The 24,278-nt window shown below is 69.3% G+C and carries 21 protein-coding genes and 2 pseudogenes; 14 read left to right on the top strand and 9 right to left on the bottom strand.

Features of this window, described 5'->3' with window-relative positions; translation table 11 throughout:
• Positions 1-76: 76 nt before the first annotated feature.
• A complete protein-coding gene (locus B9D87_RS17425) occupies positions 77-1,360 on the top strand; it encodes an aspartate aminotransferase type Ic (RefSeq protein WP_157373223.1) in 1,284 nt (427 codons plus the stop codon).
• 232 nt (positions 1,361-1,592) lie between these two features.
• A pseudogene (locus B9D87_RS17420) lies at positions 1,593-3,471 on the top strand (DNA polymerase III subunits gamma/tau).
• Positions 3,472-3,475: 4 nt separating this feature from the next.
• Here B9D87_RS17420 and B9D87_RS17415 read toward each other — a convergent pair.
• Both B9D87_RS17415 and B9D87_RS17410 read right to left on the bottom strand, forming a co-directional pair.
• The gene (locus B9D87_RS17415) at positions 3,476-4,786 is read right to left on the bottom strand and encodes a class I SAM-dependent methyltransferase (RefSeq protein WP_193787394.1); all 1,311 of its coding nucleotides are present in this window, start codon (positions 4,784-4,786) and stop codon (positions 3,476-3,478) included.
• Positions 4,783-6,183 (bottom strand): FAD-binding oxidoreductase, encoded by a 1,401-nt coding sequence (locus tag B9D87_RS17410; RefSeq protein ID WP_040630613.1) that lies wholly within the window; start codon positions 6,181-6,183, stop codon positions 4,783-4,785. The genes B9D87_RS17415 and B9D87_RS17410 overlap by 4 nt, the downstream gene beginning before the upstream one ends.
• A gap of 82 nt (positions 6,184-6,265) precedes the next feature.
• Between B9D87_RS17410 and B9D87_RS17405 the strand changes: the two genes are divergently transcribed.
• On the top strand, positions 6,266-6,703 hold the full coding sequence (locus B9D87_RS17405) for an SRPBCC family protein (protein WP_007772119.1): 438 nt from the start codon (positions 6,266-6,268) through the stop codon (positions 6,701-6,703).
• 1 nt (position 6,704) lies between these two features.
• Here the strand turns inward: B9D87_RS17405 and B9D87_RS17400 are convergent, their stop codons facing one another.
• Together B9D87_RS17400 and B9D87_RS17395 are read right to left on the bottom strand one after the other, a co-directional pair.
• The gene (locus B9D87_RS17400) at positions 6,705-7,694 is read right to left on the bottom strand and encodes an IS481 family transposase (protein WP_007770691.1); all 990 of its coding nucleotides are present in this window, start codon (positions 7,692-7,694) and stop codon (positions 6,705-6,707) included.
• 107 nt (positions 7,695-7,801) lie between these two features.
• Entirely contained in the window at positions 7,802-8,563 is a 762-nt protein-coding gene (locus tag B9D87_RS17395; protein ID WP_007772121.1) for an Rv3717 family N-acetylmuramoyl-L-alanine amidase, read from the bottom strand.
• 98 nt (positions 8,564-8,661) lie between these two features.
• Between B9D87_RS17395 and B9D87_RS17390 the strand changes: the two genes are divergently transcribed.
• Positions 8,662-9,006: a YbaB/EbfC family nucleoid-associated protein gene (locus tag B9D87_RS17390; RefSeq protein ID WP_007772122.1), complete on the top strand. Its 345-nt coding sequence runs from the start codon at positions 8,662-8,664 to the stop codon at positions 9,004-9,006.
• Between the two features lie 14 nt (positions 9,007-9,020).
• On the top strand, positions 9,021-9,632 hold the full coding sequence (gene recR / locus B9D87_RS17385) for a recombination mediator RecR (RefSeq protein ID WP_007772124.1): 612 nt from the start codon (positions 9,021-9,023) through the stop codon (positions 9,630-9,632).
• 72 nt (positions 9,633-9,704) lie between these two features.
• Here recR and B9D87_RS17380 read toward each other — a convergent pair whose 3' ends face one another.
• From B9D87_RS17380 to B9D87_RS17370, 3 genes are read right to left on the bottom strand one after another with little or no spacing between them, the layout of a single operon-like run.
• Positions 9,705-10,061, bottom strand: a complete 357-nt coding sequence (locus B9D87_RS17380) for a hypothetical protein (RefSeq protein WP_254425536.1) — start codon at positions 10,059-10,061, stop codon at positions 9,705-9,707.
• A 13-nt stretch (positions 10,062-10,074) separates the two neighbouring features.
• Positions 10,075-10,770 carry a type 1 glutamine amidotransferase gene (locus B9D87_RS17375; RefSeq protein ID WP_174320935.1) on the bottom strand — a complete coding sequence of 232 codons (696 nt, stop codon included), beginning with the start codon at positions 10,768-10,770 and terminating at the stop codon, positions 10,075-10,077.
• A 4-nt stretch (positions 10,771-10,774) separates the two neighbouring features.
• Positions 10,775-12,013 (bottom strand): Mur ligase family protein, encoded by a 1,239-nt coding sequence (locus B9D87_RS17370; RefSeq protein WP_007772129.1) that lies wholly within the window; start codon positions 12,011-12,013, stop codon positions 10,775-10,777.
• A gap of 99 nt (positions 12,014-12,112) precedes the next feature.
• Here B9D87_RS17370 and B9D87_RS17365 point away from each other — a divergent pair, with 99 nt between their 5' ends.
• Complete coding sequence (locus B9D87_RS17365; RefSeq protein WP_040630617.1) at positions 12,113-13,105, top strand: DEDDh family exonuclease; 993 nt, start codon at positions 12,113-12,115, stop codon at positions 13,103-13,105.
• Here B9D87_RS17365 and leuA read toward each other — a convergent pair.
• Positions 13,106-14,913 (bottom strand): annotated as a pseudogene (gene leuA / locus B9D87_RS17360) (2-isopropylmalate synthase).
• Between the two features lie 293 nt (positions 14,914-15,206).
• Between leuA and B9D87_RS17355 the strand changes: the two are divergent.
• The 3 genes from B9D87_RS17355 to B9D87_RS17345 are packed head-to-tail and all read left to right on the top strand — an operon-like array spanning position 15,207 to position 18,675.
• On the top strand, positions 15,207-16,472 hold the full coding sequence (locus tag B9D87_RS17355) for an aspartate kinase (RefSeq protein ID WP_007772133.1): 1,266 nt from the start codon (positions 15,207-15,209) through the stop codon (positions 16,470-16,472).
• Positions 16,473-17,507 (top strand): aspartate-semialdehyde dehydrogenase, encoded by a 1,035-nt coding sequence (locus B9D87_RS17350; protein ID WP_007772135.1) that lies wholly within the window; start codon positions 16,473-16,475, stop codon positions 17,505-17,507.
• A gap of 7 nt (positions 17,508-17,514) precedes the next feature.
• Positions 17,515-18,675 carry a DUF4185 domain-containing protein gene (locus B9D87_RS17345; protein ID WP_040630618.1) on the top strand — a complete coding sequence of 387 codons (1,161 nt, stop codon included), beginning with the start codon at positions 17,515-17,517 and terminating at the stop codon, positions 18,673-18,675.
• A gap of 211 nt (positions 18,676-18,886) precedes the next feature.
• Here the strand turns inward: B9D87_RS17345 and B9D87_RS17340 are convergent, their stop codons facing one another.
• The gene (locus B9D87_RS17340; protein WP_007772137.1) at positions 18,887-19,090 is read right to left on the bottom strand and encodes a hypothetical protein; all 204 of its coding nucleotides are present in this window, start codon (positions 19,088-19,090) and stop codon (positions 18,887-18,889) included.
• 135 nt (positions 19,091-19,225) lie between these two features.
• On the opposite strand from B9D87_RS17340, the gene B9D87_RS17335 reads away from it, so the two are divergent.
• The 5 genes from B9D87_RS17335 to egtA all read left to right on the top strand — a co-directional run bounded on the left by B9D87_RS17335 (position 19,226) and on the right by egtA (position 24,259).
• Positions 19,226-19,663, top strand: a complete 438-nt coding sequence (locus B9D87_RS17335; protein WP_007772138.1) for a hypothetical protein — start codon at positions 19,226-19,228, stop codon at positions 19,661-19,663.
• Between the two features lie 154 nt (positions 19,664-19,817).
• Entirely contained in the window at positions 19,818-20,369 is a 552-nt protein-coding gene (locus B9D87_RS17330) for a hypothetical protein (RefSeq protein ID WP_007772139.1), read from the top strand.
• 245 nt (positions 20,370-20,614) lie between these two features.
• Positions 20,615-22,063: a catalase gene (locus B9D87_RS17325; protein ID WP_007772140.1), complete on the top strand. Its 1,449-nt coding sequence runs from the start codon at positions 20,615-20,617 to the stop codon at positions 22,061-22,063.
• Positions 22,064-22,140: 77 nt separating this feature from the next.
• Positions 22,141-22,767, top strand: coding sequence for a sensor domain-containing protein (locus B9D87_RS17320; protein ID WP_085977828.1), 627 nt, complete (start codon positions 22,141-22,143; stop codon positions 22,765-22,767).
• Between the two features lie 169 nt (positions 22,768-22,936).
• Positions 22,937-24,259: an ergothioneine biosynthesis glutamate--cysteine ligase EgtA gene (gene egtA / locus B9D87_RS17315; RefSeq protein ID WP_007772142.1), complete on the top strand. Its 1,323-nt coding sequence runs from the start codon at positions 22,937-22,939 to the stop codon at positions 24,257-24,259.
• Positions 24,260-24,278 lie beyond the last annotated feature (19 nt).

The raw sequence follows: 24,278 nt of genomic DNA, 5'->3' as shown, positions 1-24,278 counted from the left end.
GCGACCCGCTTCGCCCGGCTCCGCCGCGCTCGCGATCGCCACTGGTTTCCCGCCTTCGACAGCGAAAGGGTCCATGGTGTCGTTGGAGTCTCTCAGCCCGGAAGAACTGGCCGGAGCACACGCTCGTCACCAACAGGACTACGCCGAGCTGCAAGCCAAGAAGCTCGCGCTGGACCTGACCCGCGGCAAACCCGCTCCCGCCCAGCTCGACCTGTCCAACCAGCTGCTGAGCCTCCCCGGCGACGACTACCGCGACAGCGAGGGCACCGACACCCGCAACTACGGCGGGCTGCACGGCCTGCCCGAGCTGCGGGCCATCTTCGGCGAGCTGCTGGGCATCCCGGTGCAAAACCTCATCGCGGGCAACAACTCCAGCCTGGAACTGATGCACGACCTGGTGGCCTTCTCGATGCTGTACGGCGGCGTGGACTCGCAGCGGCCCTGGAAGGACGAGCCGAGCGTCAAGTTCCTGTGCCCGGCCCCCGGCTACGACCGGCACTTCGCCATCACCGAGACCATGGGCATCGAGATGATCCCCGTTCCGATGCTGTCCGAAGGGCCCGACGTCGACCTGATCGAAGAGCTGGTCGCCGCCGACCCGGCCATCAAGGGCATGTGGACGGTGCCCGTGTTCGGCAACCCCACCGGGGTCACCTACTCGTGGGACAACGTCCTGCGGCTGGTCCAGATGCGGACCGCGGCGCCCGACTTCCGGCTGTTCTGGGACAACGCGTATGCGGTGCACACTTTGACGCACGACTTCATCCGGCAGGTCGACGTGCTCGGCCTGGCCTCGGCGGCCGGCAACCCGCATCGGCCCTACGTGTTCGCCTCCACCTCGAAGATCACCTTCGCCGGCGCCGGCGTGAGCTTCCTGGGCGGATCGCTGGGCAACATCGCCTGGTACCTGCAATACGCGGGGAAGAAGTCGATCGGGCCCGACAAGGTCAACCAGCTGCGGCACCTGCGCTTCTTCCGCGACGCCGACGGGGTGCGGCTGCACATGCTGCGGCACCAGCAGATCCTGGCGCCGAAGTTCGCGCTGGCCGCCGAGATCCTCGATCAGCGGCTCAGCGACTCCAAGATCGCGTCGTGGACCGACCCCAAGGGCGGCTACTTCATCAGCCTCGACGTGCTCCCGGGCACCGCGAAGCGGACCGTCGCGCTGGCCAAGGACGCCGGCATCGCGGTCACCGAGGCGGGTGCGTCGTTCCCGTACCGGAAGGATCCGAACGACACCAACATCCGGATCGCGCCGACCTTCCCGTCGCTGCCGGACCTGCGCGACGCCGTCGACGGCCTGGCCACCTGCGCGCTGCTGGCGGCGTCCGAATCGCTGCTGGCGTCCCAACGAGTTTGAGTCCGCGTCGAGTGTGAACCGAGGGCTTCGGCGGTGAACCGAGGGCCACGACGCGCTGGACGCGTCCACCGTGGGTTCACACCGAAAGCCGCTGGCGCACACTCGATGGCCGGACTTCTCGGCGGACCCTGCGGCGCCCGCGCCGTAGTCGGCGCGCGCGGCCTGATCGCCCGCCTCCTCGGCGGACCCTGCCGGGTCCGCAGCGTCACCGAGCCCCGGTAGCCTGCTGACCGTGGCCCTCTACCGCAAGTACCGTCCGGCAACCTTCGCCGAAGTGGTGGGGCAGGAGCACGTCACCGAACCACTCTCGATCGCCCTGGAAGCCGGACGGATCAACCACGCGTATTTGTTCTCGGGTCCGCGCGGCTGCGGGAAGACCTCCTCGGCGCGCATCCTGGCCCGCTCGCTGAACTGCGCTCAGGGCCCGACGGCCACCCCGTGCGGGGTCTGCGACTCGTGCCAGGCGCTGGCTCCCAACGCGCCCGGCAGCATCGACGTGGTCGAGCTCGACGCCGCCAGCCACGGCGGCGTGGACGACACCCGCGAGCTGCGCGACCGCGCGTTCTACGCGCCCGCCCAGTCGCGCTACCGGGTGTTCATCGTCGACGAGGCGCACATGGTGACCACCGCGGGGTTCAACGCGCTGCTCAAAATCGTCGAGGAACCCCCCGAGCACCTCATCTTCATCTTCGCGACCACCGAACCGGAGAAGGTGCTGCCGACAATCCGGTCGCGCACCCATCACTACCCGTTCCGGTTGTTGCCGCCGAAGACCATGCGGTCGTTGATCGGGCGGATCTGCGAGCAGGAGGGCGTCGCCGTCGACGATGCCGTCTACCCGCTGGTGATCCGCGCCGGCGGCGGCTCGCCCCGCGACACCCTGTCGGTGCTGGATCAGCTGGTGGCCGGGGCCGAGGGCGCACACGTGACGTACCAGCGGGCGCTGGGCCTCCTCGGGGCCACCGACCTGGCGCTGATCGACGACGCTGTGGACGCGCTGGCCGCCGCCGATGCCGCGGCGCTGTTCGGCGCGGTGGAGTCGGTGATCGACGCCGGCCATGACCCACGGCGGTTCGCCACCGATCTGCTCGAGCGGTTCCGCGACCTGATCCTGCTGCAGGCCGTTCCGGACGCGGCGAGCCGCGGCGTGGTGGACGCGCCGGAGGACGTGCTGGAGCGGATGCGTGAGCAGGCGACCCGGATCGGCCCGGCGACCCTGACCCGCTACGCCGAGGTGGTGCAGGCGGGGCTGGGGGAGATGCGCGGCGCGACGGCACCGCGTCTGCTGCTCGAGGTGGTGTGTGCGCGACTGCTGCTGCCCTCGGCCAGCGACAGCGAATCGGCGCTGCTGCAACGCGTCGAGCGGATCGAGACCCGGCTGGACATGTCCATCCCCGGCTCCGAGGGCCCCGCCCCGCCCGGCCGCGCGGCGCGCCGGCGGCCGCCGAGCCCGAGCCACCCGTCCGGTTCACCCGGCCGTCCGCGGCGGCCGCCGCCAAGCCCGAACCCACACCCGACCCGAAGCCCGAGCCCGCGGCGGCGCCCGCCCCGAACCTCCTGCGCCCCCGCCGGCCGCGCCCGAACCCGCAGCGGCTCCGGCCCCGGCGGCCGAATCAGCCTCCGTCCCAGGTGAACTCAACACCGCGGCGGTGCGCAGCATGTGGCCTACCGTGCGCGAAAAGGTACGCCAGCGCAGCCGCACCACCGAGGTGATGCTGGCCGGGGCGACCGTGCGCGCCATCGACGGCAACACGTTGGTGCTCAGCCATGAATCGGCGCCGCTGGCCAAGCGGCTCTGCGAACAGCGCAACGCCGACGTCATCGCCGAGGCGCTCAAAGACGCGCTGGGCGTCAACTGGCGGGTGCGCTGTGAGGCCGGCGCGCCGGCGCCGGCCGCTCCACCACCTCCGGCCGGTGGGGGAGCCGGCCCGGCGGCGACGAACGTCGTCGAGCCCGCCCCCGATGTGGACACCGCGCGCCGCGATGAGGAGGAACACATGCTCGCCGAGGCCGTCCGCGACGAGCCATCGGCGCCGCGCCGCGACCCCGAAGAGGTCGCGCTCGAACTGCTGCAGAGCGAGCTGGGTGCCCGCCGCATCGACAACGGCTAGCGGTTCAGGCCGCCCACCACGGCCGCAGCGGCAGGTCGTCGTCGCCCCGCGCGGCGGCGTTGGCCGCCAGCACATGATGGAGCTGAAGGTTGTTCTGCTCGAACGCCACCCGGGACGCCGCCATGTACAGCCCCCACACCTTGGCGGTCGGCAGGCCGACCTCGCCCACCGCCACGTCCCAGTGCTCGACCAGGTTGTGGCACCAGTCGCGCAGCGTCATCGCGTAGTGATGGCGGAAGTTCTCCGCGTGCAGCACCTCGAAGCCCGCATCCTGGATCGCGCAGGTGATGCGCCCCGAGCCGGTCAGCTCGCCGTCCGGGAAGACGTAGCGATCGGTGAACCCGCCGGCGAACGAGGTCGAGGTGTTGTCGTGACGGGTGATGCAGTGGTTGAGCAGCAGACCGCCGGTGCGCAGCTTCGACTTCAAGAACCCGAAGTAGGCCGGGTAGTTCTTGACGCCGATGTGCTCGGTCAGCCCGATCGAGGAGACGGCGTCGAACTGCGCCTCGCCCACGTCGCGGTAGTCCGAGTGCCGCACCTCGGCCAGCTCCGTCAGCCCCTCGTCGGCGATCGCCCGCTGCGCCCACTTCGCCTGCTCGGCCGACAGGGTCGCGCCGATCGCCCGGACGCCGCGGCGCGCGGCGTAGCGCACCATGCCGCCCCAGCCGCAGCCGACGTCCAGCAGGCGGTCGCCGGGCCGTAGCCGCAGTTTCTCGAAGATCAGCCGGTATTTGTTCTGCTGCGCGTCCTCCAGCGAGGCATCGGCGTCGGGATACACCGCGCAGGTGTAGGTCATCGACGGGCCCAACACGAGTTCGTAGAAGGTGTTGGAGACGTCGTAGTGGTGGTGGATGGCCTCGGCGTCGCGGGTCTTGCTGTGCATCAGCCCGTCGGCGACCCGCCGCCAGCGGGGCGGGGTTTCCTGTGGTGGCGGCGGCACCGGCAGCAGCCGCTCGAGGCCCATCGAACGCACGACGTTGGCCAGCACCCGTGCCGGCGGACGTTTGAATTCGACCCGATCGGTCAGCGTCTTGAGCAGTCGGTACGGATCACCCGGATGCACGCCGTACGCCTGCAGGTCGCCCGCCACGTAGGCGCGGGCCAGGCCGAGTTCGCCGGGGGCGGTGGCCAGGTAGGTGGCGCCGCGGGGAGTCCGCAGGTCCAGACCCAGTTCGGCGTCCTCGCTTCCGGCCGTGCTGCCGTCGTAGGCGGTGAACTTCAGCGGATGTCGTCCGGTCGCGGCGAAGACCTCCAGGATCTCGGCCATGCTCAGTTTGCCGGTCGGTGAGCGGTGGGGTTCCTTTGTCGTCGTCATCGCCGTTGCACCGCCTTCGCGTAGAGGTCGAGTAAACGAGAGTCGGGGTCATAGGTCTTCTTGACGGTGTTGTAGGCCTCGCCGCCGTACAACTCGTCGAAGTCCTCGCGGGAGTAGAAGGAATCCGAATACAGCGACTTGTGGCCGTCGAGCTCGCTCACCTTGGCCTCGATCATCCGGTTGGTGGCGCCCTCGGTGGCGCCGGCCGGCACCGAGGACCAGAAGCCGACGTTGACGTAGGTGTGATCCGGCCTCATCGGGTACAGCGGCCAGCCGTGGTGGTCGCGTAGACGCAACGGGCACAACCAGATTGGCGTGATCGGCACGTTGTCCAGGAACCACTCCAGGAAGTCGCAGGTGCGTTCGACCGGCACCTCGACGTCCTGCACCACCCGCTCGCGCGGCGGCCGGCCGTTGCGCGTCTCGAGGCGGTCGGACAGCCCGAAGCGACGGTCCATGGAGATCAGCTTCGAATAGACGCTGCTGCGCCGGTAGCGGCGCGGCCACCAGCGCCGCAGCCGCGGGTTCTGCACGCCGAATGCGCGTGAGCACCAGAACCAGTCGGTGTCCCAGCGCCAGAAATAGTCGTTCATGGTCAGCCGGTCATCCTTGGTGGCCGCGGTGATTTCCGGGCCCGCCGCGTCGTGCCGGATGGACTGGTAGTAGATGTTGCGCCCGGTGTAGTCGCTGACCGGGCCGGGCGTGGTCGTCCGCCTGCCCACGCACAGGTAGCTTTCGTCGGCGCTGAAGACCACCCCGTCGAGATAGTCGACCGGCGTACCGCCCTGCCCGCCGGTGTCGATGATGCGCTCCATGGCCGCGATCAGGTCGGGCAGCGAGCGGAACCGGATGTGGCGCAGCGCTACGAACGGCGCGACGGATTCCAGCTCGATCCGAAGCCGGGTCGAATATCCAAGCGTGCCATAGGAATTCGGGAAGGCGCGGAACAGGTCGGGATGCTGGGTGCGCGAGGTGGTGAGCAAATCGCCAGCGCCGGTGAGGATGTCCATTTCCAGCACTGATTCGTGCGGCAGGCCGTTGCGGAACGACGCCGACTCGATGCCCAGTCCGCTGACCGCGCCGCCCAGCGTGATGGTCTTGAGCTGCGGGACGACCAGCGGCGAAAGACCATACGGCAGCGTCGCGGCGACCAGGTCCGCATACGTGCACATGCCCGCCACGTCGGCGGTGCGGGTTTCGGGATCGACACTCAGGACGCCGGTGAGCCCGGACGTGTCCAGGCCCGGTGCATCGCGTTTGGTGCGGGCGCGGAACAGATTTGACGTCGGCTTGGCCAGCCGGACGGCGGACGTTGCGGGAATGGAACGATAACTCGCCAGCATCCGGTCAACGCCGGACCTGTGGGCCGAGAGTGCAGATCCAAGGACAGGCACCACATATACCCTAGTCTTCGACAACAGCCCGTGCACCCGTCGCAAGGCGCGGCACCGGGGAAAATCTTGATGAGGAGGGGTCGCCTTGGGACAGGTGAGCGCAGAGAGCACCATCTTGATCAACGCGGAGCCCGCGGCAACGCTTGCCGCCGTCGCGGACTACCAGACCGTCCGCCCGAAAATCCTGTCCCCGCAGTACAGCGAGTACCAGGTGCTCGAGGGCGGGCAGGGGCCGGGCACGGTCGCCAAGTGGAGGCTGCAGGCCACCAAATCACGCGTGCGCGACGTGCAGGTCAACGTCGATGTCGCCGGGCACACCGTCATCGAGAAGGACGCGAACTCGTCCATGGTGACCAACTGGACGGTCGCTCCGGCCGGGCCCGGCTCCAGCGTCACCGTGAAGACCACCTGGACCGGCGCCGGCGGTGTGAAGGGCTTCTTCGAGAAGACCTTTGCGCCGTTGGGGCTCAAGCGGATTCAGGGCGAGGTGCTGGCCAACCTGAAGAAGGAGCTGGAGGGCTGAGCTAGCTGTACTGACCTGAGAGGTTAAGTACGCGGCTGGCGGGTGGTTGGCCGCCGAGTGCGGTGTGGCCGCGATGGTGATTGTAGGTGTGTAGCCACCGGGGAAATTCTTCGCAGCGTTCGGTATCGCTGCGGTAGAGCCGTGCGTAGGCCCATTCATCGGCCAGGGTGCGGTGGAATCGCTCGACTTTGCCGTTGGTCTGGGGCCGGTAGGGCCGGGTGCGTCGGTGTTCGATGCCTGCCAGGGCCTCTCGAAAGGTGTGGGAGCGGTAGCAGGAACCATTGTCAGTCAACACCTTGCGGACGGTGATGCCGCACTCGGTAAACCAGGCGTTGGCCCGCGCCCAAAACGCGGCGGCGGTGTGCTGGCGCTCATCGCTGAGCAGTTCGCTGTAGGCCAACCGTGAGTAGCCATCGATCGCGGTATGCAGAAAGTGGTGGCCGTGGAGCGGATCACCATGCTTGCTGCGCTGGCCTGAACTCTTGTCGGCTCTGGTGTTGTGGTTACCGGCGATGCGGCCCAACATCCGCCAGCCGCCGCCAGCCGGGATTTTGCCAAGCTTTTTGACGTCAACATGCACCATGTCACCGCAGCTGGCGGGCTCCATCCGACGGACAACGCGGCCCGTACAGCGGTCCAACCACCGTAATTTGGCCATCCCGTAGCGGGTCAGTACCCGATGCACCGTGGAGGGATGAATGCCCAGCAGATACCCGATCCGTGCGGGCCCCCAGCGCCGCAGGACGCGGACTTTGATGATGCGACGCTCGGTACGAGTCGGAGTCCGCTGTGGGCTGCGGTGCGGGCGCGAACTGCGGTCGACCATGCCCGCAGCCCCCAACGTGCGGTACCGGTCGGCCCACCGCCACGCCGTCGTTGCTGACACCTGGAACCGTTCCGCGGCACGCCGCAGCGGCCATCCATCCTCGACAACACAACGAGCCAGCCGCAGACGGCCGGTTTCTGACAATGGAGCATTACGGTGGGACACGAAGACCTCCGAAGTGAGCAGTGCGTTCCTCGACAGCTCGCACTTCACTCGGAGGTCTTCGTCATGTCACCACGCCACGCCGTCACCAACGTCCGTGGTCAGTACAGCTAGCGCGCCTGGCCCTGCGAGGCGAGGAAGCCCGCCACCCCGCGGACCAGTGCGTCGGCGTATTTCTGCCGGCCCTCGGCCGACTGCATCAGCGCCGAATCGGCGGGGTTTTTCATGTTGCCGCACTCGACCAGGATCGACGGGTACTGCGCCAGGTTCAGGCCGGTGAGGTCCGAGCGGCCGTAAAGGCCGTTCTGGCCGATGTAGTTGGCCGGCGGGATCCCCGAGCCCTGCATCTGGTCGCGCATGATCCGCGCGTACTGCACCGACGGGCCCGCCTGCACCTGGTTGAGCGGCGGGGCCGAGTAGTTGACGTGGAATCCCCGGCCGGACGGCGGGCCGCCGTCGGCGTGGATGGACAGGATCGCATTGGGGTGCAGCGCGTTGGCCGCGTTCGCGCGTTCGTCGACGCACGGCCCCAGCCCGTTGTCGTTGGCGCGGGACAGCGCGGTCCGCACTCCCAGGGCGCTCAACTCGGCGCGCACCCGCAGGGCGGTGTCCCAGGTGAACGTGTGTTCCTGGTAGCCGGTGTTGGTCGCCGTTCCGCTGGTCTGACAGTCCTTGGTGCCGCCGCGGCCGGTGGGCACCTGGCGGTTGATGGAGCCGTCATTGGACCCGTTATGACCCGGATCGATGAAAACCACCATGCCGGCGATGTTGGAGGGGACCGCCGTCGCGGTCGGCATGATCGCCGTCGACGCGGCGACGAGCGCACCAATCGCCAGTTTGATCCCGACACGTCTGCTCAGTCGTAGGTCCACGGCGCAAAGCTAACGCCGCGCGGTCTACGCTGGGGGTTTCGAATCGCCGGAGACTCACGAGCGAAACCAACTCGAGACCAAGATGCGAGGGGATTGTCATGCAACCCGGAGGCGATATGTCGGCGCTGCTGGCCCAGGCGCAGCAGATGCAGCAGAAGCTCATGGAGGCGCAGCAACAACTGGCGAACGCTGAGGTGCATGGTCAGGCCGGTGGGGGCTTGGTCAGCGTCGTCGTGAAGGGCAGCGGCGAGGTGGTCGCGGTGAAGATCGATCCCTCCGTCGTCGACCCGTCGGACGTCGAGACGTTGCAGGATTTGATAGTCGGCGCCATGGGTGACGCGTCCAAGCAGGTCACCCGGATGGCCCAGGAGAGGCTGGGGTCGCTGGCCGGTGGCTTCGGCCCGCCGCCGGGGCAACCTCCCGCGCCGGCGCAGGGGCTTTAGGCTCCGCGACCGACATGTTCGAAGGACCCGTCCAGGATTTGATCGACGAGCTCGGCAAGCTGCCGGGCATCGGGCCCAAAAGCGCCCAGCGCATCGCCTTTCACCTGTTGTCGGTGGAGCCGCAGGACATCGACCGGCTGACCGCGGTGCTGACGAAGGTCCGCGACGGGGTGCGGTTCTGCGCGGTGTGCGGCAACGTCTCCGACAACGAGCGGTGCCGGATCTGCGCCGATCCCCGGCGGGACGGTTCGCAGGTGTGCGTCGTCGAGGAGCCCAAGGACGTCCAGGCCGTCGAACGCACCCGCGAATTCCGCGGCCGCTACCACGTGCTGGGCGGTGCGCTCGACCCGTTGTCCGGCGTGGGGCCCGATCAGCTGCGGATCCGCGAGCTGCTGACCCGGATCGGGGAGCGGGTCGACGACGTCGACATCACCGAGGTGATCATCGCCACCGACCCGAACACCGAGGGCGAGGCGACGGCCACCTACCTGGTCCGGATGCTACGTGATATCCCCGGCCTGACCGTGACGCGGATCGCGTCCGGGCTGCCGATGGGCGGGGACCTGGAGTTCGCCGACGAACTCACACTCGGCCGCGCCCTGGCCGGCCGCCGGGCGATGGTCTGAGGCCTGTTCAGCCCTTAGTCAGCTGGAACGCTCTGGTGACGGTCGTGCCCGGCGCCCCGCCGCACCCGTCCGTCATCGTCGTCCGGCCCTCGCCGGCAAGCGACACCGCGTCGAAGCTGTAGTCGACGGTCGCGGGGCCGAGGCACCGTTCGCGCACGGCGCCTGGGCGGGGCCGCTGTGGCTCCACCGCCCGTCCGCGAGGTGGAACTCCCAGCTGATGACGAACGTCCCGCCGTCCTGCGAGGTCGCCAGCGTGCAGTCGGACCCGCACGGCGCGAACACCCACGCGGTCGCCTTGTCGCTATCGGTGTAGAGCACGGTGTACCGGCCCATCGGGACGTCGGGGTTGGCGCGCGCCGGCGCCGACGACGCGAGGAACGCGGCGACCAGTGCGGCGCCGGCGGCCAGTCTCGGGCTGATCTTCGTCATTTCGCCAACCTCCCTAGCGCGCCGCCAGCCGCTCGCGGCGCAGCAGGTCCACTTCAGGCATCGGCAGCGGCGGCAGCTCACCGACCACGGTGCCCAGCAGCAGGTCGGCCAGTTGCGGGTTGCGGGCCAGGCACGGCCCGTGCATGTAGGTCGCGATCACGCTGCCCTGCACCACGCCGTCGAAGCCGTCGCCGCGCCGGTTGCCCGCGCCCTTGGCCACCGCGCCCAGCGGCGACGCCGCCGGCCCCAGCACGGTGCCGCCGCGGTGGTTCTCGAAACCGGTGAGGCGCTCGGTCAGACCGGCCAGCAGCGGCTTGGTTACCAGCTCGCCGATGGTGCGCGCCTCTTGCGGTGACGTCGTCGCGTCGAGCATGCCCACGCCGTCGACGCGTTCCCCGGCCGACGTCTCATACCAGTGCCCGAGCACCTGCACGGCCGCGCAGATCGCGAGCACCGGCGCCCCCCGTTCGGCGGCGCGCTGCAGGCCCGGGTGCTTGATCAGGTGCCGGGTGGCCAGCCGCTGCGCGTAGTCCTCGGCCCCGCCCAGCGTGTAGACGTCCAGCGACTCGGGCACCGGGTCGGCCAGCGTGATCTCGACGATCTCGGCGGCGATGCCGCGCAACCGGAGTCGCTGCCGCAGCACCAGGGCGTTGCCGCCGTCGCCGTAGGTGCCCATCACGTCGGGCAGCACCAGCCCGATCCGCACCACCGAGTCAGCCATGGCGCGCCAACGCTCGTTGCAACTGCAGGAACGCGGTGTAGTTGGCGACGACCTCCACCCGTCCGGGCGGGCATCCCGCGATCGCGGCGACGGTGTCGTGCACCAACGTGTGCTCGACGCCCGCGTAGCCCAGCCGCACCGCGAGGTCGGTCCCGCGTTCCCCGGCGGCCACCACTGTCCCTTTGCAGGCCTCCGCTACGTGCTCGAACCGCACGTCCCAGAGCCACGACAGGTCCTCCCCGTCGGGCACCTGGCCGTTGACCGAGATGACCACCCCGGCGGCATGCTTGTCGACCATCGACAGCGCCTCCTGCCAGCCGGCGGGGTTCTTCGCCAGCAGGATGCGCACCTCGTGGGCACCGACCCGGACGGTCCGGTAACGCCCCGCGACCTCGTCGACCGCCGAGACCGCCGCGACCGCCGACGCGGGATCGGCGCCCAACGCGACCGCGGCCGCGACGGCCTGGGCGGCGTTGCCCCGGTTGACCGCGCCCGGCAGCGCCAGCCGCATCGGCAGGGCCAGCCCGTCGGGCCCGTAGAGGGCGTCGTCGTCGAACCACCAGTGCGGGCTCGGCCGCTTGAAGTCCGCGCCGGTGGAGTACCAGTGCCCCGGCTCGCGGACGATGATCTCGCCGCTGCGCGGGCAGCTGACCGAATCGTTCGACCACGCACCTCCCGCGGCCACCCACACCACGTTCGGGCTGTCGTAGGCCGCCGACGTCATCAGCACGTCGTCGCAGTTGGCCACGACGACGGCCCTCGGGTGCCGGGCCAGGCCGGCGCGCAGGGTCCGCTCGATGACGTTGATCTCGCCGACCCGGTCCAGCTGGTCGCGGGACAGGTTGAGCAGCACGACGACGCCGGGCTCGACGGCGTCGGAGACGTGCGGCACGTGCATCTCGTCGACTTCCAGGGCCGCCAGCGGCGCATCGCGCTTGCCGGCCAGCGCGGCGACCAGGCCGGCGTCCATGTTGGCGCCTTCGGCGTTGGTGGCCACCGGGCCCAGCGTCGCCAGCGCGGCCGAGGTCATCCTGGTGGTGGTGGATTTGCCGTTGGTGCCGGTGACGATGACGGTGCGCCGGCCGCCGGCGAGCTGCCGGAGAACCGAGCGGTCCAGCGTCATCGCGATCAGGCCGCCGATCATCGCCCCCGCGCCGCGCCCGGTCACCCGCGACGCCCAGCGCGCGCCGGCTCCCGCGGCGAGGGCCAGACGAGCGCGGGTGGTAATCACCCGGGAAGTTTAAATGCGCGCCGCGGCCGTATCGAATTCCCCGCCGACACGGCCGCGTAGCGGCCGGATGATGTCGGTCGGCCGTGCCATCCTCAGAGCATGAGCGGGGTGTCCTGGGGTCGGCCGGCCAGCGAGCCGGACGCCGGCTGGGCCGTCGTCGACGTCGAGACCTCGGGCTTTCGGCCGGGTCAGGCGCGGATCATCAGCGTGGCGGCGCTCGGGCTGGACGCCGACGGCAACGTCGAACATTCGGTGGTGAGCCTGCTCAACCCCGGCGTGGACCCCGGTCCCACCCACGTGCACGGGCTGACCGCCGCCATGCTCGAAGACCAGCCCCAGTTCGCCGACATCGTCGGCGACGTGGCCGAGGTGCTGCGCGGTCGCACCCTGGTGGCCCATAACGTGGCGTTCGACTACGCGTTTCTGGCCGCCGAGGCCGAACTCGCCGAGACCGAGCTGCCCGTCGACAGCGTCATGTGCACGGTCGAGCTGGCCCGGCGGCTGGACCTCGGCGTGCAGAACCTGCGGCTGGAGACGCTCGCCGCGCATTGGGGCGTCACCCAGGAGCGGCCGCACGACGCCTTCGACGACGCGATGGTGCTCACCCACGTGCTGGCCTCGGCGCTCAAGCTGGCCCGCGCCGGTGACATCTGGCTGCCGATTCATCCGGTGACCCGGCGCCGCTGGCCGAACGGCCGGGTCACCCACGACGAACTGCGACCGCTCAAGGTGCTCGCGTCCCGGATGCCCTGCCCCTATCTCAACCCGGGCCCCTACGTCGGCGGCCGGCCGCTGGTGCAGGGCATGCGGGTGGCGCTGGCCGCCGAGGTGGGCCGCACCCACGAGGAGCTCGTCGAGCGCATCCTGCACGCCGGGCTGGCCTACACCGACGCCGTCGACCGGGAGACCTCGCTGGTGGTCTGCAACGATCCCGCCGCCGAGCAGGGCAAGGGCTACCTCGCCCGGCAGCTGGGAGTGCCGGTGATTTCCGACGCGCAGTTCATGGACTGCGTCGGCGCAGTCATCGGCGGCACCAGCATGGACGAGTTCACCGACGCCAGCACGCTGGACCAGCAGCTGGCGCTGTTCTGATCAGCCGCGGGCGGCGCGGTTGACCGCGGACACGACGGCGCGCAGCGACGCCGACGTGATCGACGGCGCGATGCCGACCCCCCACACCGTGCGGCCGTCCACCGACGCCTCCACGTACGCCGCGGCCTGCGCGTCGTCGCCCGAGCTCATGGCGTGCTCGGAATAGTCCAGCACGGCCACGTCAAAACCGACGCTGCCCAGCGCATGCACGAACGCGGCCAGGGGGCCGTTGCCCTCCCCGCTGATCTCGGTCTCCGCCCCGTTGAGCTTGACGGTCGCGGTGATGCGGGTGATGCCGCTGTCCTCCTCGGAGGCGTCGACGCGCTGCTTGATCCGCTCCAGCGGCGACACCGGGGCCAGGTACTCCTCGGAGAAGGCGTCCCACATCTCCTTGGGACTGACCTCGCTGCCTTCCCCTGCGGTGCCCTCCGCGATCTTCTGGATCACCTGGGAGAACTCGATCTGCAGCCGTCGCGGCAGCGCCAGACCGTGGTCGGCCTTCATGATGTAGGCCACCCCGCCCTTGCCGGACTGCGAATTGACCCGGATCACCGCCTCGTAGGTGCGCCCGACGTCCTTGGGGTCGATCGGCAGGTACGGCACCTGCCAGAGCATGTCCTCGACGTCGGTGTCCGCGGCGTCCGCGTCGACCTTCATCTGGTCCAGTCCCTTGTTGATGGCGTCCTGGTGGCTGCCGGAGAACGCGGTGTAGACCAGGTCACCGCCGTAGGGGTGGCGCTCGTGCACCGGCAACTGGTTGCAGTACTCCACCGTGCGGCGGATCTCGTCGATGTTGGAGAAGTCGATCTGCGGGTCGACGCCGCGGGAGAACAGATTCAGCCCCAGCGTCACCAGGCAGACGTTGCCGGTGCGTTCGCCGTTGCCGAACAGGCAGCCCTCGATGCGGTCGGCGCCGGCCTGGTAGCCCAATTCCGCTGCGGCGACGGCGGTTCCGCGGTCGTTGTGCGGATGCAGGCTCAGGATGACGGACTCCCGGTTGGCCAGGTTGCGGCTCATCCACTCGATCGAATCGGCGTAGACGTTGGGCGTGGCCATCTCCACCGTGGCGGGCAGGTTGAAGATGATCGGGTTCTCCGGCGTCGGGCCGATGATCTCGCCGACGGCGTCGCACACCTGCTTGGCGTACTCCAGCTCGGTGCCGGTGTAAGACTCCGGCGAATACTCGAACCGCCACCGGGTGCCCGGGTACTTGGCGGCCTCCTCCGCACACTTACGCGCGCCTTCGGTCGCGATGGCCTGCACCGCGGCCCGGTCCGCGCGAAAAACCACGCGGCGCTGCAGGATTGACGTCGAGTTGTAGAAGTGCACGATGGCCTGCGGCGCGCCGTGGCACGCGTCGAAGGTGCGCTCGATCAGTTCGGGGCGGCACTGGGTCAGCACCTGGATGGTGACGTCGTCGGGGATGGCGCCGTCGGTGATGATCTCGCGGACGAAGTCGTAGTCGGTTTGGCTGGCCGACGGGAATCCGACCTCGATCTCCTTGTAGCCCATCCGAACCAGCAGATCGAACATGCGGCGCTTGCGTGCCGGGCTCATGGGGTCGATCAGCGCCTGGTTGCCGTCGCGCAGATCGACGGCACACCACAGCGGCGCGCTGTCAAGGACGCGGTCGGGCCAGGTGCGGTCGGTCAGCCGGATGGGCTCGACCTCTTCGGCGAAGGGCCGGTACCGGTTGACCGGCATCGACGAGCCCCGCTGCAGGTTCCACACGGGCTGCCCGGGGCCCGGGGGCCGGCCGGCTGGACGATGGTTCGTGTCGAGCTGAATGCGTCGGGATTGGAAGTCACGGTGATTGCTCCGGGGGTTTCAGAAGGGAACTTCAGACCGGCGCATCGCGAACACCCGCGACGGGAAGCCGGTCTGGATCAGACCCCGTCGCGGCGTCCGAGGAGGAGCACCCGCTGCACGTCCTGCACTTTACCGCTTTTAGCGGCTGGGTAAAAATGCCGCTGAGACGGTAGCGAATGCGCAGGCCGGGGAACCAGGTATCGCGACGTAAATCACCATGCGGGGGCACGTATTCTGTTGTGGACTTATACCCGAAATTGAAGTGCGCAGGCCCGGAGAGGCAGGAAAAAACGTGGCGCTCGTCGTGCAGAAGTACGGCGGATCCTCAGTGGCGAACGCCGATCGGATCCGGCGGGTGGCCGAGCGCATCGTCGCTACCAAGAAGCAGGGGAACGATGTAGTGGTCGTCGTCTCCGCGATGGGCGACACCACCGATGACCTGATGGATCTGGCCCAGCAGGTGTGCCCGGCCCCGCCGCCGCGCGAACTCGACATGCTGCTCACCGCCGGTGAGCGCATCTCCAACGCGCTGGTCGCGATGGCGATCGAATCGCTGGGTGCGCAGGCGCGCTCGTTCACCGGCTCCCAGGCCGGGGTGATCACCACCGGCACGCACGGCAACGCCAAGATCATCGACGTCACGCCGGGACGGCTGCAGGCCGCGCTCGACGAGGGGCGCATCGTGCTGGTGGCCGGGTTCCAGGGCGTCAGCCAGGACACCCGCGACGTCACCACGCTGGGCCGCGGCGGTTCGGACACCACGGCGGTGGCCCTGGCCGCGGCGCTGCGCGCCGACGTCTGCGAGATCTACACCGACGTCGACGGCATCTTCAGCGCCGACCCGAGGATCGTGCACAACGCCCGCAAGCTGGACACGGTCACCTTCGAAGAGATGCTCGAGATGGCGGCTTGCGGCGCCAAGGTTTTGATGCTGCGCTGCGTGGAATATGCACGCCGCTATGGCATTCCGGTGCACGTCCGATCGTCGTATTCGGAGAACCCGGGCACCGTTGTCGTCGGATCGATCAAGGACATAGCCATGGAAGACCCCATCCTGACCGGAGTCGCGCACGATCGCAGCGAGGCCAAGGTGACCGTCGTCGGCATTCCCGACATCCCGGGATACGCCGCGCGCGTCTTCCGGGCGCTCGCGGACGCCGACGTGAACATCGACATGGTGCTGCAGAACGTCTCGAAGGTCGAGGACGGCAAGACCGACATCACGTTCACCTGCTCGCGCGACAGCGGGCCCACCGCGGTGGCCAAGCTGGATGCGCTCAAGGAGGAGATCGGGTTCAGCCAGCTGCTCTACGACGACCACATCGGCAAGGTGTCGCTGATCGGGGCCGGCATGCGCAGCCACCCCGGCGTCACCGCCACGTTCTGTGAGGCCCTCGCCGAGGTGGGCGTCAACATCGAGCTGATCTCCACCTCCGAGATCCGCATCTCGGTGCTGTGCCGCGACACCGAACTAGACAAGGCCGTCGTGGCGTTGCACGAGGCGTTCGGGCTCGGCGGCGCGGAGTCGGCGACGGTGTATGCGGGGACGGGTAGATAAATGGTTGCCATAGGCGTTGTGGGCGCCACCGGCCAGGTCGGCCAGGTGATGCGCAGGCTGCTCGACGAGCGGGACTTTCCGGCCACCTCGGTGCGGTTCTTCGCGTCGTCGCGGTCGCAGGGCCGGAAGCTGGAGTTCCGGGGCCAGGAGATCGAGGTCGAAGACGCCGCGACGGCCGACCCGAACGGCCTGGACATCGCGCTGTTCTCCGCCGGCAAGACCATGTCGCTGGTGCAGGCGCCGCGGTTCGCCGCGGCCGGGGTGACGGTCATCGACAACTCGTCGGCCTGGCGCAAGGACCCGGACGTGCCGTTGGTGGTGTCCGAGGTGAACTTCGACAGGGACGCGGCCAACCGGCCGAAGGGCATCATCGCCAACCCGAACTGCACGACCATGGCCGCGATGCCGGTGCTCAAGGTGCTGCACGAGGAAGCCGGGCTGCGACGCCTGGTGGTGTCCAGCTATCAGGCGGTGTCCGGCAGCGGGATCGCCGGGGTCGAGGAGCTGGCCACGCAGGCGCGCGCGGTCATCGACGGCGCCGAGCGGCTGGTGCAGGACGGCCGAGCGGTGCAGTTCCCGGCGCCCAAGACCTACGTGGCGCCGATCGCGTTCAACGTGGTGCCGCTGGCCGGCTCGCTGGTGGACGACGACTCGGGCGAGACCGACGAGGACCAGAAGCTGCGCCACGAGAGCCGCAAGATCCTCGGCATCCCCGAGCTGGCCGTCAGCGGTACCTGCGTGCGGGTGCCGGTGTTCACCGGGCACTCGCTGTCGATCAACGCCGAATTCGACCGGCCGCTGTCCCCGGAGCGGGCCCACGAGTTGCTCGACGGGGCGCCGGGCGTCAGGGTGGTCGACGTGCCGACCCCGCTGGCGGCCGCCGGCGTCGACGAATCCCTGGTCGGCCGCATCCGGCGCGACCCCGGGGTGCCCGACGGCCGCGGGCTGGCGTTGTTCGTCTCCGGTGACAACCTGCGCAAGGGGGCTGCGCTGAACACCATCCAGATCGCCGAGCTGCTGGCCGCCCAGCTGTGACAAGCGGGTGAGCACCACCCACGCTCGCCTGGGCGTGCGGTGCTCACTGTTCGCCGCGGCGTGTTTGGTTCTGCCGCAATGGTTTTCCAGCGCCGCGCACGCCGATCCGGCCGCGCCCGCCCCCGAGCCCGTGCTGCAGCCGCTGGCGCCCGGCCAGGTGCTGCGCATCGGCCCCACCGCGGGCACCGGCACACCGACCGGGGACTACGGCATCGGCGCGACCGACCTGTGTGAGTTCGTCGAATTCCCCGCCGAGTTGCTCCAGGTGTGCGGCGACAGCTTCGCCGGCCAGGGGGTCGGTTTCGGCGGCTGGTACGCGCCGGTCGCGCTGCGCGTCGACACCGCGTCCGTCGACGACCCGGGCGGGGTGCGCTACACCGGGGTCACCGGCATCAGCAATCCGCTGCTGGCCGACCCCGCCCCGCCGGGCGCCTCGCAGTTGCCGGCCGGGGTGGTCCAGATCAACCGGCGCAACTACCTGCTGGTGACGACGACCAAAAACCTCGAGCCGCAGACCTCACGCCTGGTGAGCGCCGAGCCGGCCCGCGCGGGCTGGCAGACGATCCCGGGATCCAAGCGGCCCGCGTCGTACCAGGGCGGCTCGCAGACGCAGATCAGCGGCTATTACGACCCGATCCCCACCCCGGACTCGCCCAGCGGGTGGGTCTACATCGTCGCCGACAGTTTCACCCGCAGGGACCCGGTGCTGCTCTACCGGGCCACCCCGCAGACGTTCACCGATCGGTCGCGGTGGCAGGGCTGGGCGGCCGGCCCGGGAGGGGGCTGGGGCAAGCCACCGACGCCGCTGTGGCCGGACGCGGTCGGCGAGATGTGCATTCGGCAGATCGACGGCAAGGCGGTGCTGTCCTATTTCAACGCCGTCACGGGCAACATGGAGGTCCGGGTGGCCGACGACCCGACGGGCCTGGGCGACGCGCCGGTCACCACGGTGGTGCAGCACGACGAGTGGCCGGATCCGGCCGAGAGCCTGCCGCCGCCCTACGACAACCGGCTCGCGCAACCGTACGGCGGTTACATCTCACCCGGGTCCACGCTGGACGAGCTGCGAATCTTCGTGAGCCAGTGGGACACTCGCGCGCGGGTGGCTGCGCCGTACCGGGTGATCCAGTTCGCGGTCAACCCGCTGCGGCCCGGTCAACAGCCCTGATCCGTCCGCAACGGATCTTGGAGGCCCTCCGAAGCGCGGCCGAACCCGACCTTCGCGTTGTACGTTGAGGTACGCGCCAGCGTTGGAGGTGCCAGTGGGCGAAGGCGAAACCGAAGAAGCCAAGCGCCGAGCCGAACTCGCCGCTCGCAAACCCGTGACGCGCGAAGACGCCGCTCGAGCCCACGCTCGAGCGCAACAAGCCCACGCCCGGTCACTGGCTGCGCACAAAAGCGCCATGCAGCTTCACGAACAGGCAGCCGAACTGCACCGGCGAGCGGCCGACGCTCACGAGGTGCATGCGGCACACGAGCCCGAGAATGCGGAACGCCACCTGAGCCGAGCGGAAAAAGAACGAGCCACGGCGCGACGGGAACGTGACGTTGCCGACGACCACCGCGATGCGGCCGACGACCACCGCTGATTCCCGGGGGCGATATGCCCGCTGAGCGGGGCCTTTGGTTCACAGCTGCTACATAAGCAGCGCATAGCCGCCACTACTGTTAACGGCTTCATCATTTGTCTCATGAGTGAAACATCTGAAACCCCCACTGTGCGGCACTCCACCGCCACTGCACCGGTCGCCGCCGAAGCGGCGGCGGCCTACCGGGCCCCGCGGGTCTTCCAACTCGCCGCGTGGGTCGCCATCGTCGCCGGGATCGTGTTCATCGTCGCGGTCATCTTCTTCACCGGCTTCATCCTCGGCCACCGCGGCGGCCATCACGGCCACCACCACCACAAGCACCACCACGCGATGGTTCACCACCGCGGCCCCGGTGGACCGGGCAACTTCGGCGGCCCGGGCGCGCCGGGTGGCCAGGGCGGCCAGGGTGGACAGGGCGGACAGAACGGTCCGGGAGCCACCACCGCTCCTCCGGCTCCGTCGGGCGTGCGTCCCAGCGGCATGGCCCCGGGTCAGCTCCCGCCGTCGGTCTTCCACTCCGCGGCCACGACGGGTCAGGTCCCGAGCGTCATCGTGCTGACCAACTGAAAAACCGTTGTCAACCAGTGGCCCGGCGCTCCTCGCGAGCGCCGGGCCACCAGTCTTTCGGGGTCACCGGCGTCTAACCGGCGCATCTCGATTCACAACATTTTTGCCGCCTGGGCCTGTTAGGGATCAGGCATGCGGGGCAGTATGGCAAGGCATGAGCGAGACACCCGAACCACACACCGAGCCGACACCACCCACGGAGTCGACCCCGGCCGCACCCGTCACCACGCCACCGCCGCCGCCCCCGCACAGGGTGAAGCCGCCGCGGCTCTACACGGCGGCCGCCTGGGTGGTGATCGTCGCGGGCGTCGTCTTCATCCTCACGTCGGCCTTCTTTGTCGGCGCTTTCATCTGGAAGCACAACTACTACTGCCACCATCACCACCACGGCATGTTCCATCCGGCGGGCCCCGGCGGCCCGGGACCGGGCAATGGGCCGTGGGGTGGCCCCGGGCCGGGTAACGGACCCGGGCAGTACGGCGCGCCCGGCGGCTACGGACCGTGGTACGGCGGGCCCGGCGGCCCGGGCGGACCCGACAACGGACCATGGGGATACGGGCCCACCGGTCCCGGCTTGATCGTTCCGATGCCCCCCGGCGGTCCGGGCGGTCCCGGTGGACCGGTCGCCGGCCCGGGTGTCAGCGGCCCGGGTCAGCCGCCCGGCGTCAACCCGGGCCCCGGCGCACCCCCGCCGCCGCGCCCCTGACCGCGGGCGGTCAAGTCACGCCTTAAGTCGTGCCCGGAATGGGTATTAGCCCGTAGTGGGCGGCCGATCGGAAGTCGCCCGCATTTCTTGACTTGGTCAAGATGAGGGGAATACTCGATTGCAGGCCGGAAGATCCGGGCCGCGCACCGCGGTACTGAAAATGCTTGATGCTCAAGTGGTTTCGGTTCCACGGTGTGTGACCTCGGGTGCCGCGGCCTGCAGCCCGGTGACGAGGAGAGAGCGGAATGACGGAGCGTTTCACGACCACTGACGCCGGCATCGCTGCGCCGAGCGACGACCAGTCGCTGACGATCGGCCCAGACGGCCCGATTCTGTTGCAGGACCACTACCTGATCGAACAGATGGCGATGTTCAATCGGGAGCGCATCCCGGAGCGCCAGCCGCACGCCAAAGGTGGTGGCGCGTATGGGCATTTCGAAGTGACCAATGACGTCAGCCAGTACACCCGGGCCGCGGTGTTCGCGCCGGGCACCAAAACCGACATGTTGGCCCGGTTTTCCACCGTCGCCGGCGAGCGCGGCAGCCCAGACACCTGGCGCGACCCGCGGGGCTTCGCGCTCAAGTTCTATACGAGCGAGGGCAATTTCGACCTGGTCGGCAACAACACCCCGGTCTTCTTCATGCGGGATCCGCTGAAATTCCAGCACTTCATCCGGTCGCAGAAGCGCCTGCAGGCGAGTAACGTGCGCGACCACAACATGCAGTGGGACTTCTGGAGCCTGTCCCCGGAGTCGGCGCACCAGGTGACCTGGCTGATGGGCGACCGCGGAATCCCCAAGACCTGGCGGAACATGAACGGCTACAGCAGCCACACCTACAGCTGGATCAACGCGGCCGGCGAGATCTTCTGGGTGAAGTATCACTTCATCACCGATCAGGGCATCGAGTTCCTCACCCAGGAGGACGCCGACCGGTTGGCCGGCGAGGACGGCGACTACCACCAGCGCGACCTGTTCGAGTCGATCGAGCGGGGGGATCACCCGAGCTGGACGCTGAAGATGCAGATCATGCCGTACGAGGAAGCCAAGAATTACCGGTTCAACCCCTTCGACCTGACCAAGGTCTGGCCGCACGGCGACTATCCGCTGATCGACGTCGGCAAGATGACGCTGAACCGCAACGTCACCGACTACCACGCCGAGATCGAGCAGGCGGCCTTCGAACCGAACAACACCGTGCCCGGCACCGGCCTGAGCCCGGACAAGATGCTGCAGGCGCGCGGCTTCTCGTACTCCGACGCCCACCGCGCCCGGCTGGGGACCAACTACCGGCAGATCCCGGTCAACACCCCCAGAGTCGAGGTGAACAGCTACTCCAAAGACGGCGCCATGCGCATCAACAACGTCTCCGACCCCGTGTATGCGCCCAATTCCTATGGTGGGCCGCACGCCGACCCGGCATGCGCCGCCGAGATCCGCTGGCATGCCGACGGGGACATGGTCCGCTCGGCCTACACGCTGCACGCCGAGGACGACGACTGGGGGCAGGCCGGCACCATGGTCCGCGAGGTCCTCGATGATGCGGCCAGGGAACGCCTGGCGCACAACATCATTGGCCACGTCTCCCAAGGCGTGAAGGAGCCGGTGCTGTCGCGGGTGTTCGAGTACTGGCGCAACGTCGACCCAGACCTCGGCAAAAAGGTCGAGGACGGCGTCCGGGGCAACGGGGGCTGACCGCACTCCGGTGCGCCTGGCATGATCGCTGCATGACCATGCGGGTTACGCAGGTTGCCCAGCTGCTCGGGGCCGCGATGGCCATCGGCTCGGGTCTCGCGGGCGCGGCCGCAATTCCGGTCGCGGCCGCGCACCCCTCGGAGCCCGGCGTGGTGAACTACGCCGTGCTGGGCAAGGGATCGGTGGGCAACATCGTCGGCGGGCAGATGGGATGGGAGTCGGTGTTCACCCAGCCCGGGCAAGGTGACTGGGTGGACCTGCCGGACTGCAACAACTGGGCGGACATCGGCTTGCCCGAGGTGTACAACGACCCCGACCTGGCGTCGTTCAACGGGGCCGTCACCCAGACGTCGGCCACCGACCAGACCCATCTGGTCAAACAGGCCGTCGGGGTGTTCGCCACCAACGAGGCGGCTGGCCGGGCATTTCATCGGGTGGTGGATCGAACGGTGGGCTGTTCGGGACAGACGACCGCGCTCCACCTGGACAACGGCACCACACAGGTGTGGTCGTTCGACGGCGGGCCGGCCGGCCCGGCCGACGAGAACTGGACGAAGCAGGAGGCCGGCACCGATCGCCGGTGCTTCAATCAAACCAGGCTGCGCGAAAACGTGTTGCTGCAGGCGAAAGTGTGCCAATCCGGCAACGCCGGACCTGCGGTGAACGTGCTAGCTGGGGCGATGCAGAACGCGTTGGGTCAATAAGCGAGCGATTGGGTAACCGTCTGTCCCGAGCACCTCAACGTGCACAGAAGGGAATATGTCGGGGGCGTCTGATAGATGAAGCACTAGACGAAGTGGTGCCGATTAGCTGCGCTGGGAAGCGGTCCGCAGGTGCATGTTCAGGCTTGCCCGGGCCCGAAGGGATCGTGATATGACGTTCGCGCCGATCACTGCCGCGGCTTCGCAGTCGGAGTCGCGCGTGGCCGGAGCCGACCCCGCCCCCGAGCTCGACATCGCCGAACTGGGCGACTCCGCGGCCGTCGCGCACTACATCGCCGAGGGATGTCTGGTGGACGCGCCGCTGGGGCGGGTCGGGCTCGAGTTGGAGGCCCATTGCCACGACCCGGCCGACCCGCACCGCAGGCCGAGCTGGAGCGAGATCAGCGACGTGCTCGACGCGCTGCCCGCGCTGCCGGGCGGCAGCAGGATCACCGTGGAACCCGGCGGCGCCGTCGAACTGTCCGGGCCGCCCGCCGACGGCGTGCTGCCGGCCATCGACGCCATGCGCCGCGATCAGGCCGTGCTCCGGCCGGCGTTTGCCGCTGCGGGGCTGGGCCTGGTGTTCCTCGGCGCCGACCCGCTGCGCCCGCCCAAGCGCATCAACCCCGGGGCCCGCTACCGCGCGATGGAGCAGTTCTTCGCGACCAGCCGCTCCGGGGAGGCCGGCGCGGCGATGATGACGTCGACCGCCTCGATTCAGGTCAATCTGGACGCCGGGCCGCGCGACGGCTGGGCAGCCCGGGTCCGTCTCGCACATGCGTTGGGGCCCACCATGATCGCGATCACCGCGAACTCGCCGATGCTGGACGGTGACTTCACCGGCTGGGTGTCGAGCCGGCAGCGGGTGTGGGGCCGGATGGACTCGGCGCGCTGTGGACCCATCCTGGGCGCCAGCGGTGACGACCCGGGCACCGACTGGGGGCGGTATGCGCTCAAGGCGCCGGTGATGCTGGTGCACAATCCCGACGCCGAGGCCGTCACGCAGTGGGTGCCGTTCGCCGACTGGGTCGACGGCCGCGTGTTGCTCGGGGATCGTCGCCCGAGCGTCGCCGACCTGGAGTACCACCTGACCACACTGTTCCCGCCGGTGCGGCCCAGGCAGTGGCTGGAGATCCGGTATCTGGACAGCGTGCCCGACGCGTTGTGGCCCGCCGTCGCGTTCACGCTGGCGGTCCTGCTCGACGACCCGGACGCCGCCGACATCGCGGCCGAGGCCGTCGAACCGGTGGCCACCGCGTGGGACACCGCGGCCCGGGTGGGGCTGCGGGACCGGCGGCTGTACGCGGCGGCCAACGCCTGCATGGCCGTCGCCGCCGCGAAAGCGCCCGCCGAGCTCGCCGATTCGATGCAGCGGCTGGTCCGCCTGGTCGACCAGGGCCGCTGCCCGGGCGACGATTTCTCCGACCGCGTGGTCGAGCACGGCCTCGCGGCCGCCGTCTCGGAAGCGGCGAGTTGCCCGCAAGGGGAGCTGTGACGTCTCCTGATGATTCCGA

Origin of the sequence: Mycobacterium colombiense CECT 3035 (assembly GCF_002105755.1) — a bacterium.
Taxonomy (GTDB): domain Bacteria; phylum Actinomycetota; class Actinomycetes; order Mycobacteriales; family Mycobacteriaceae; genus Mycobacterium; species Mycobacterium colombiense.
The sequence above is the reverse complement of the archived record's forward strand: the minus strand, read 5'-3'. Positions and strand labels throughout refer to the sequence as shown.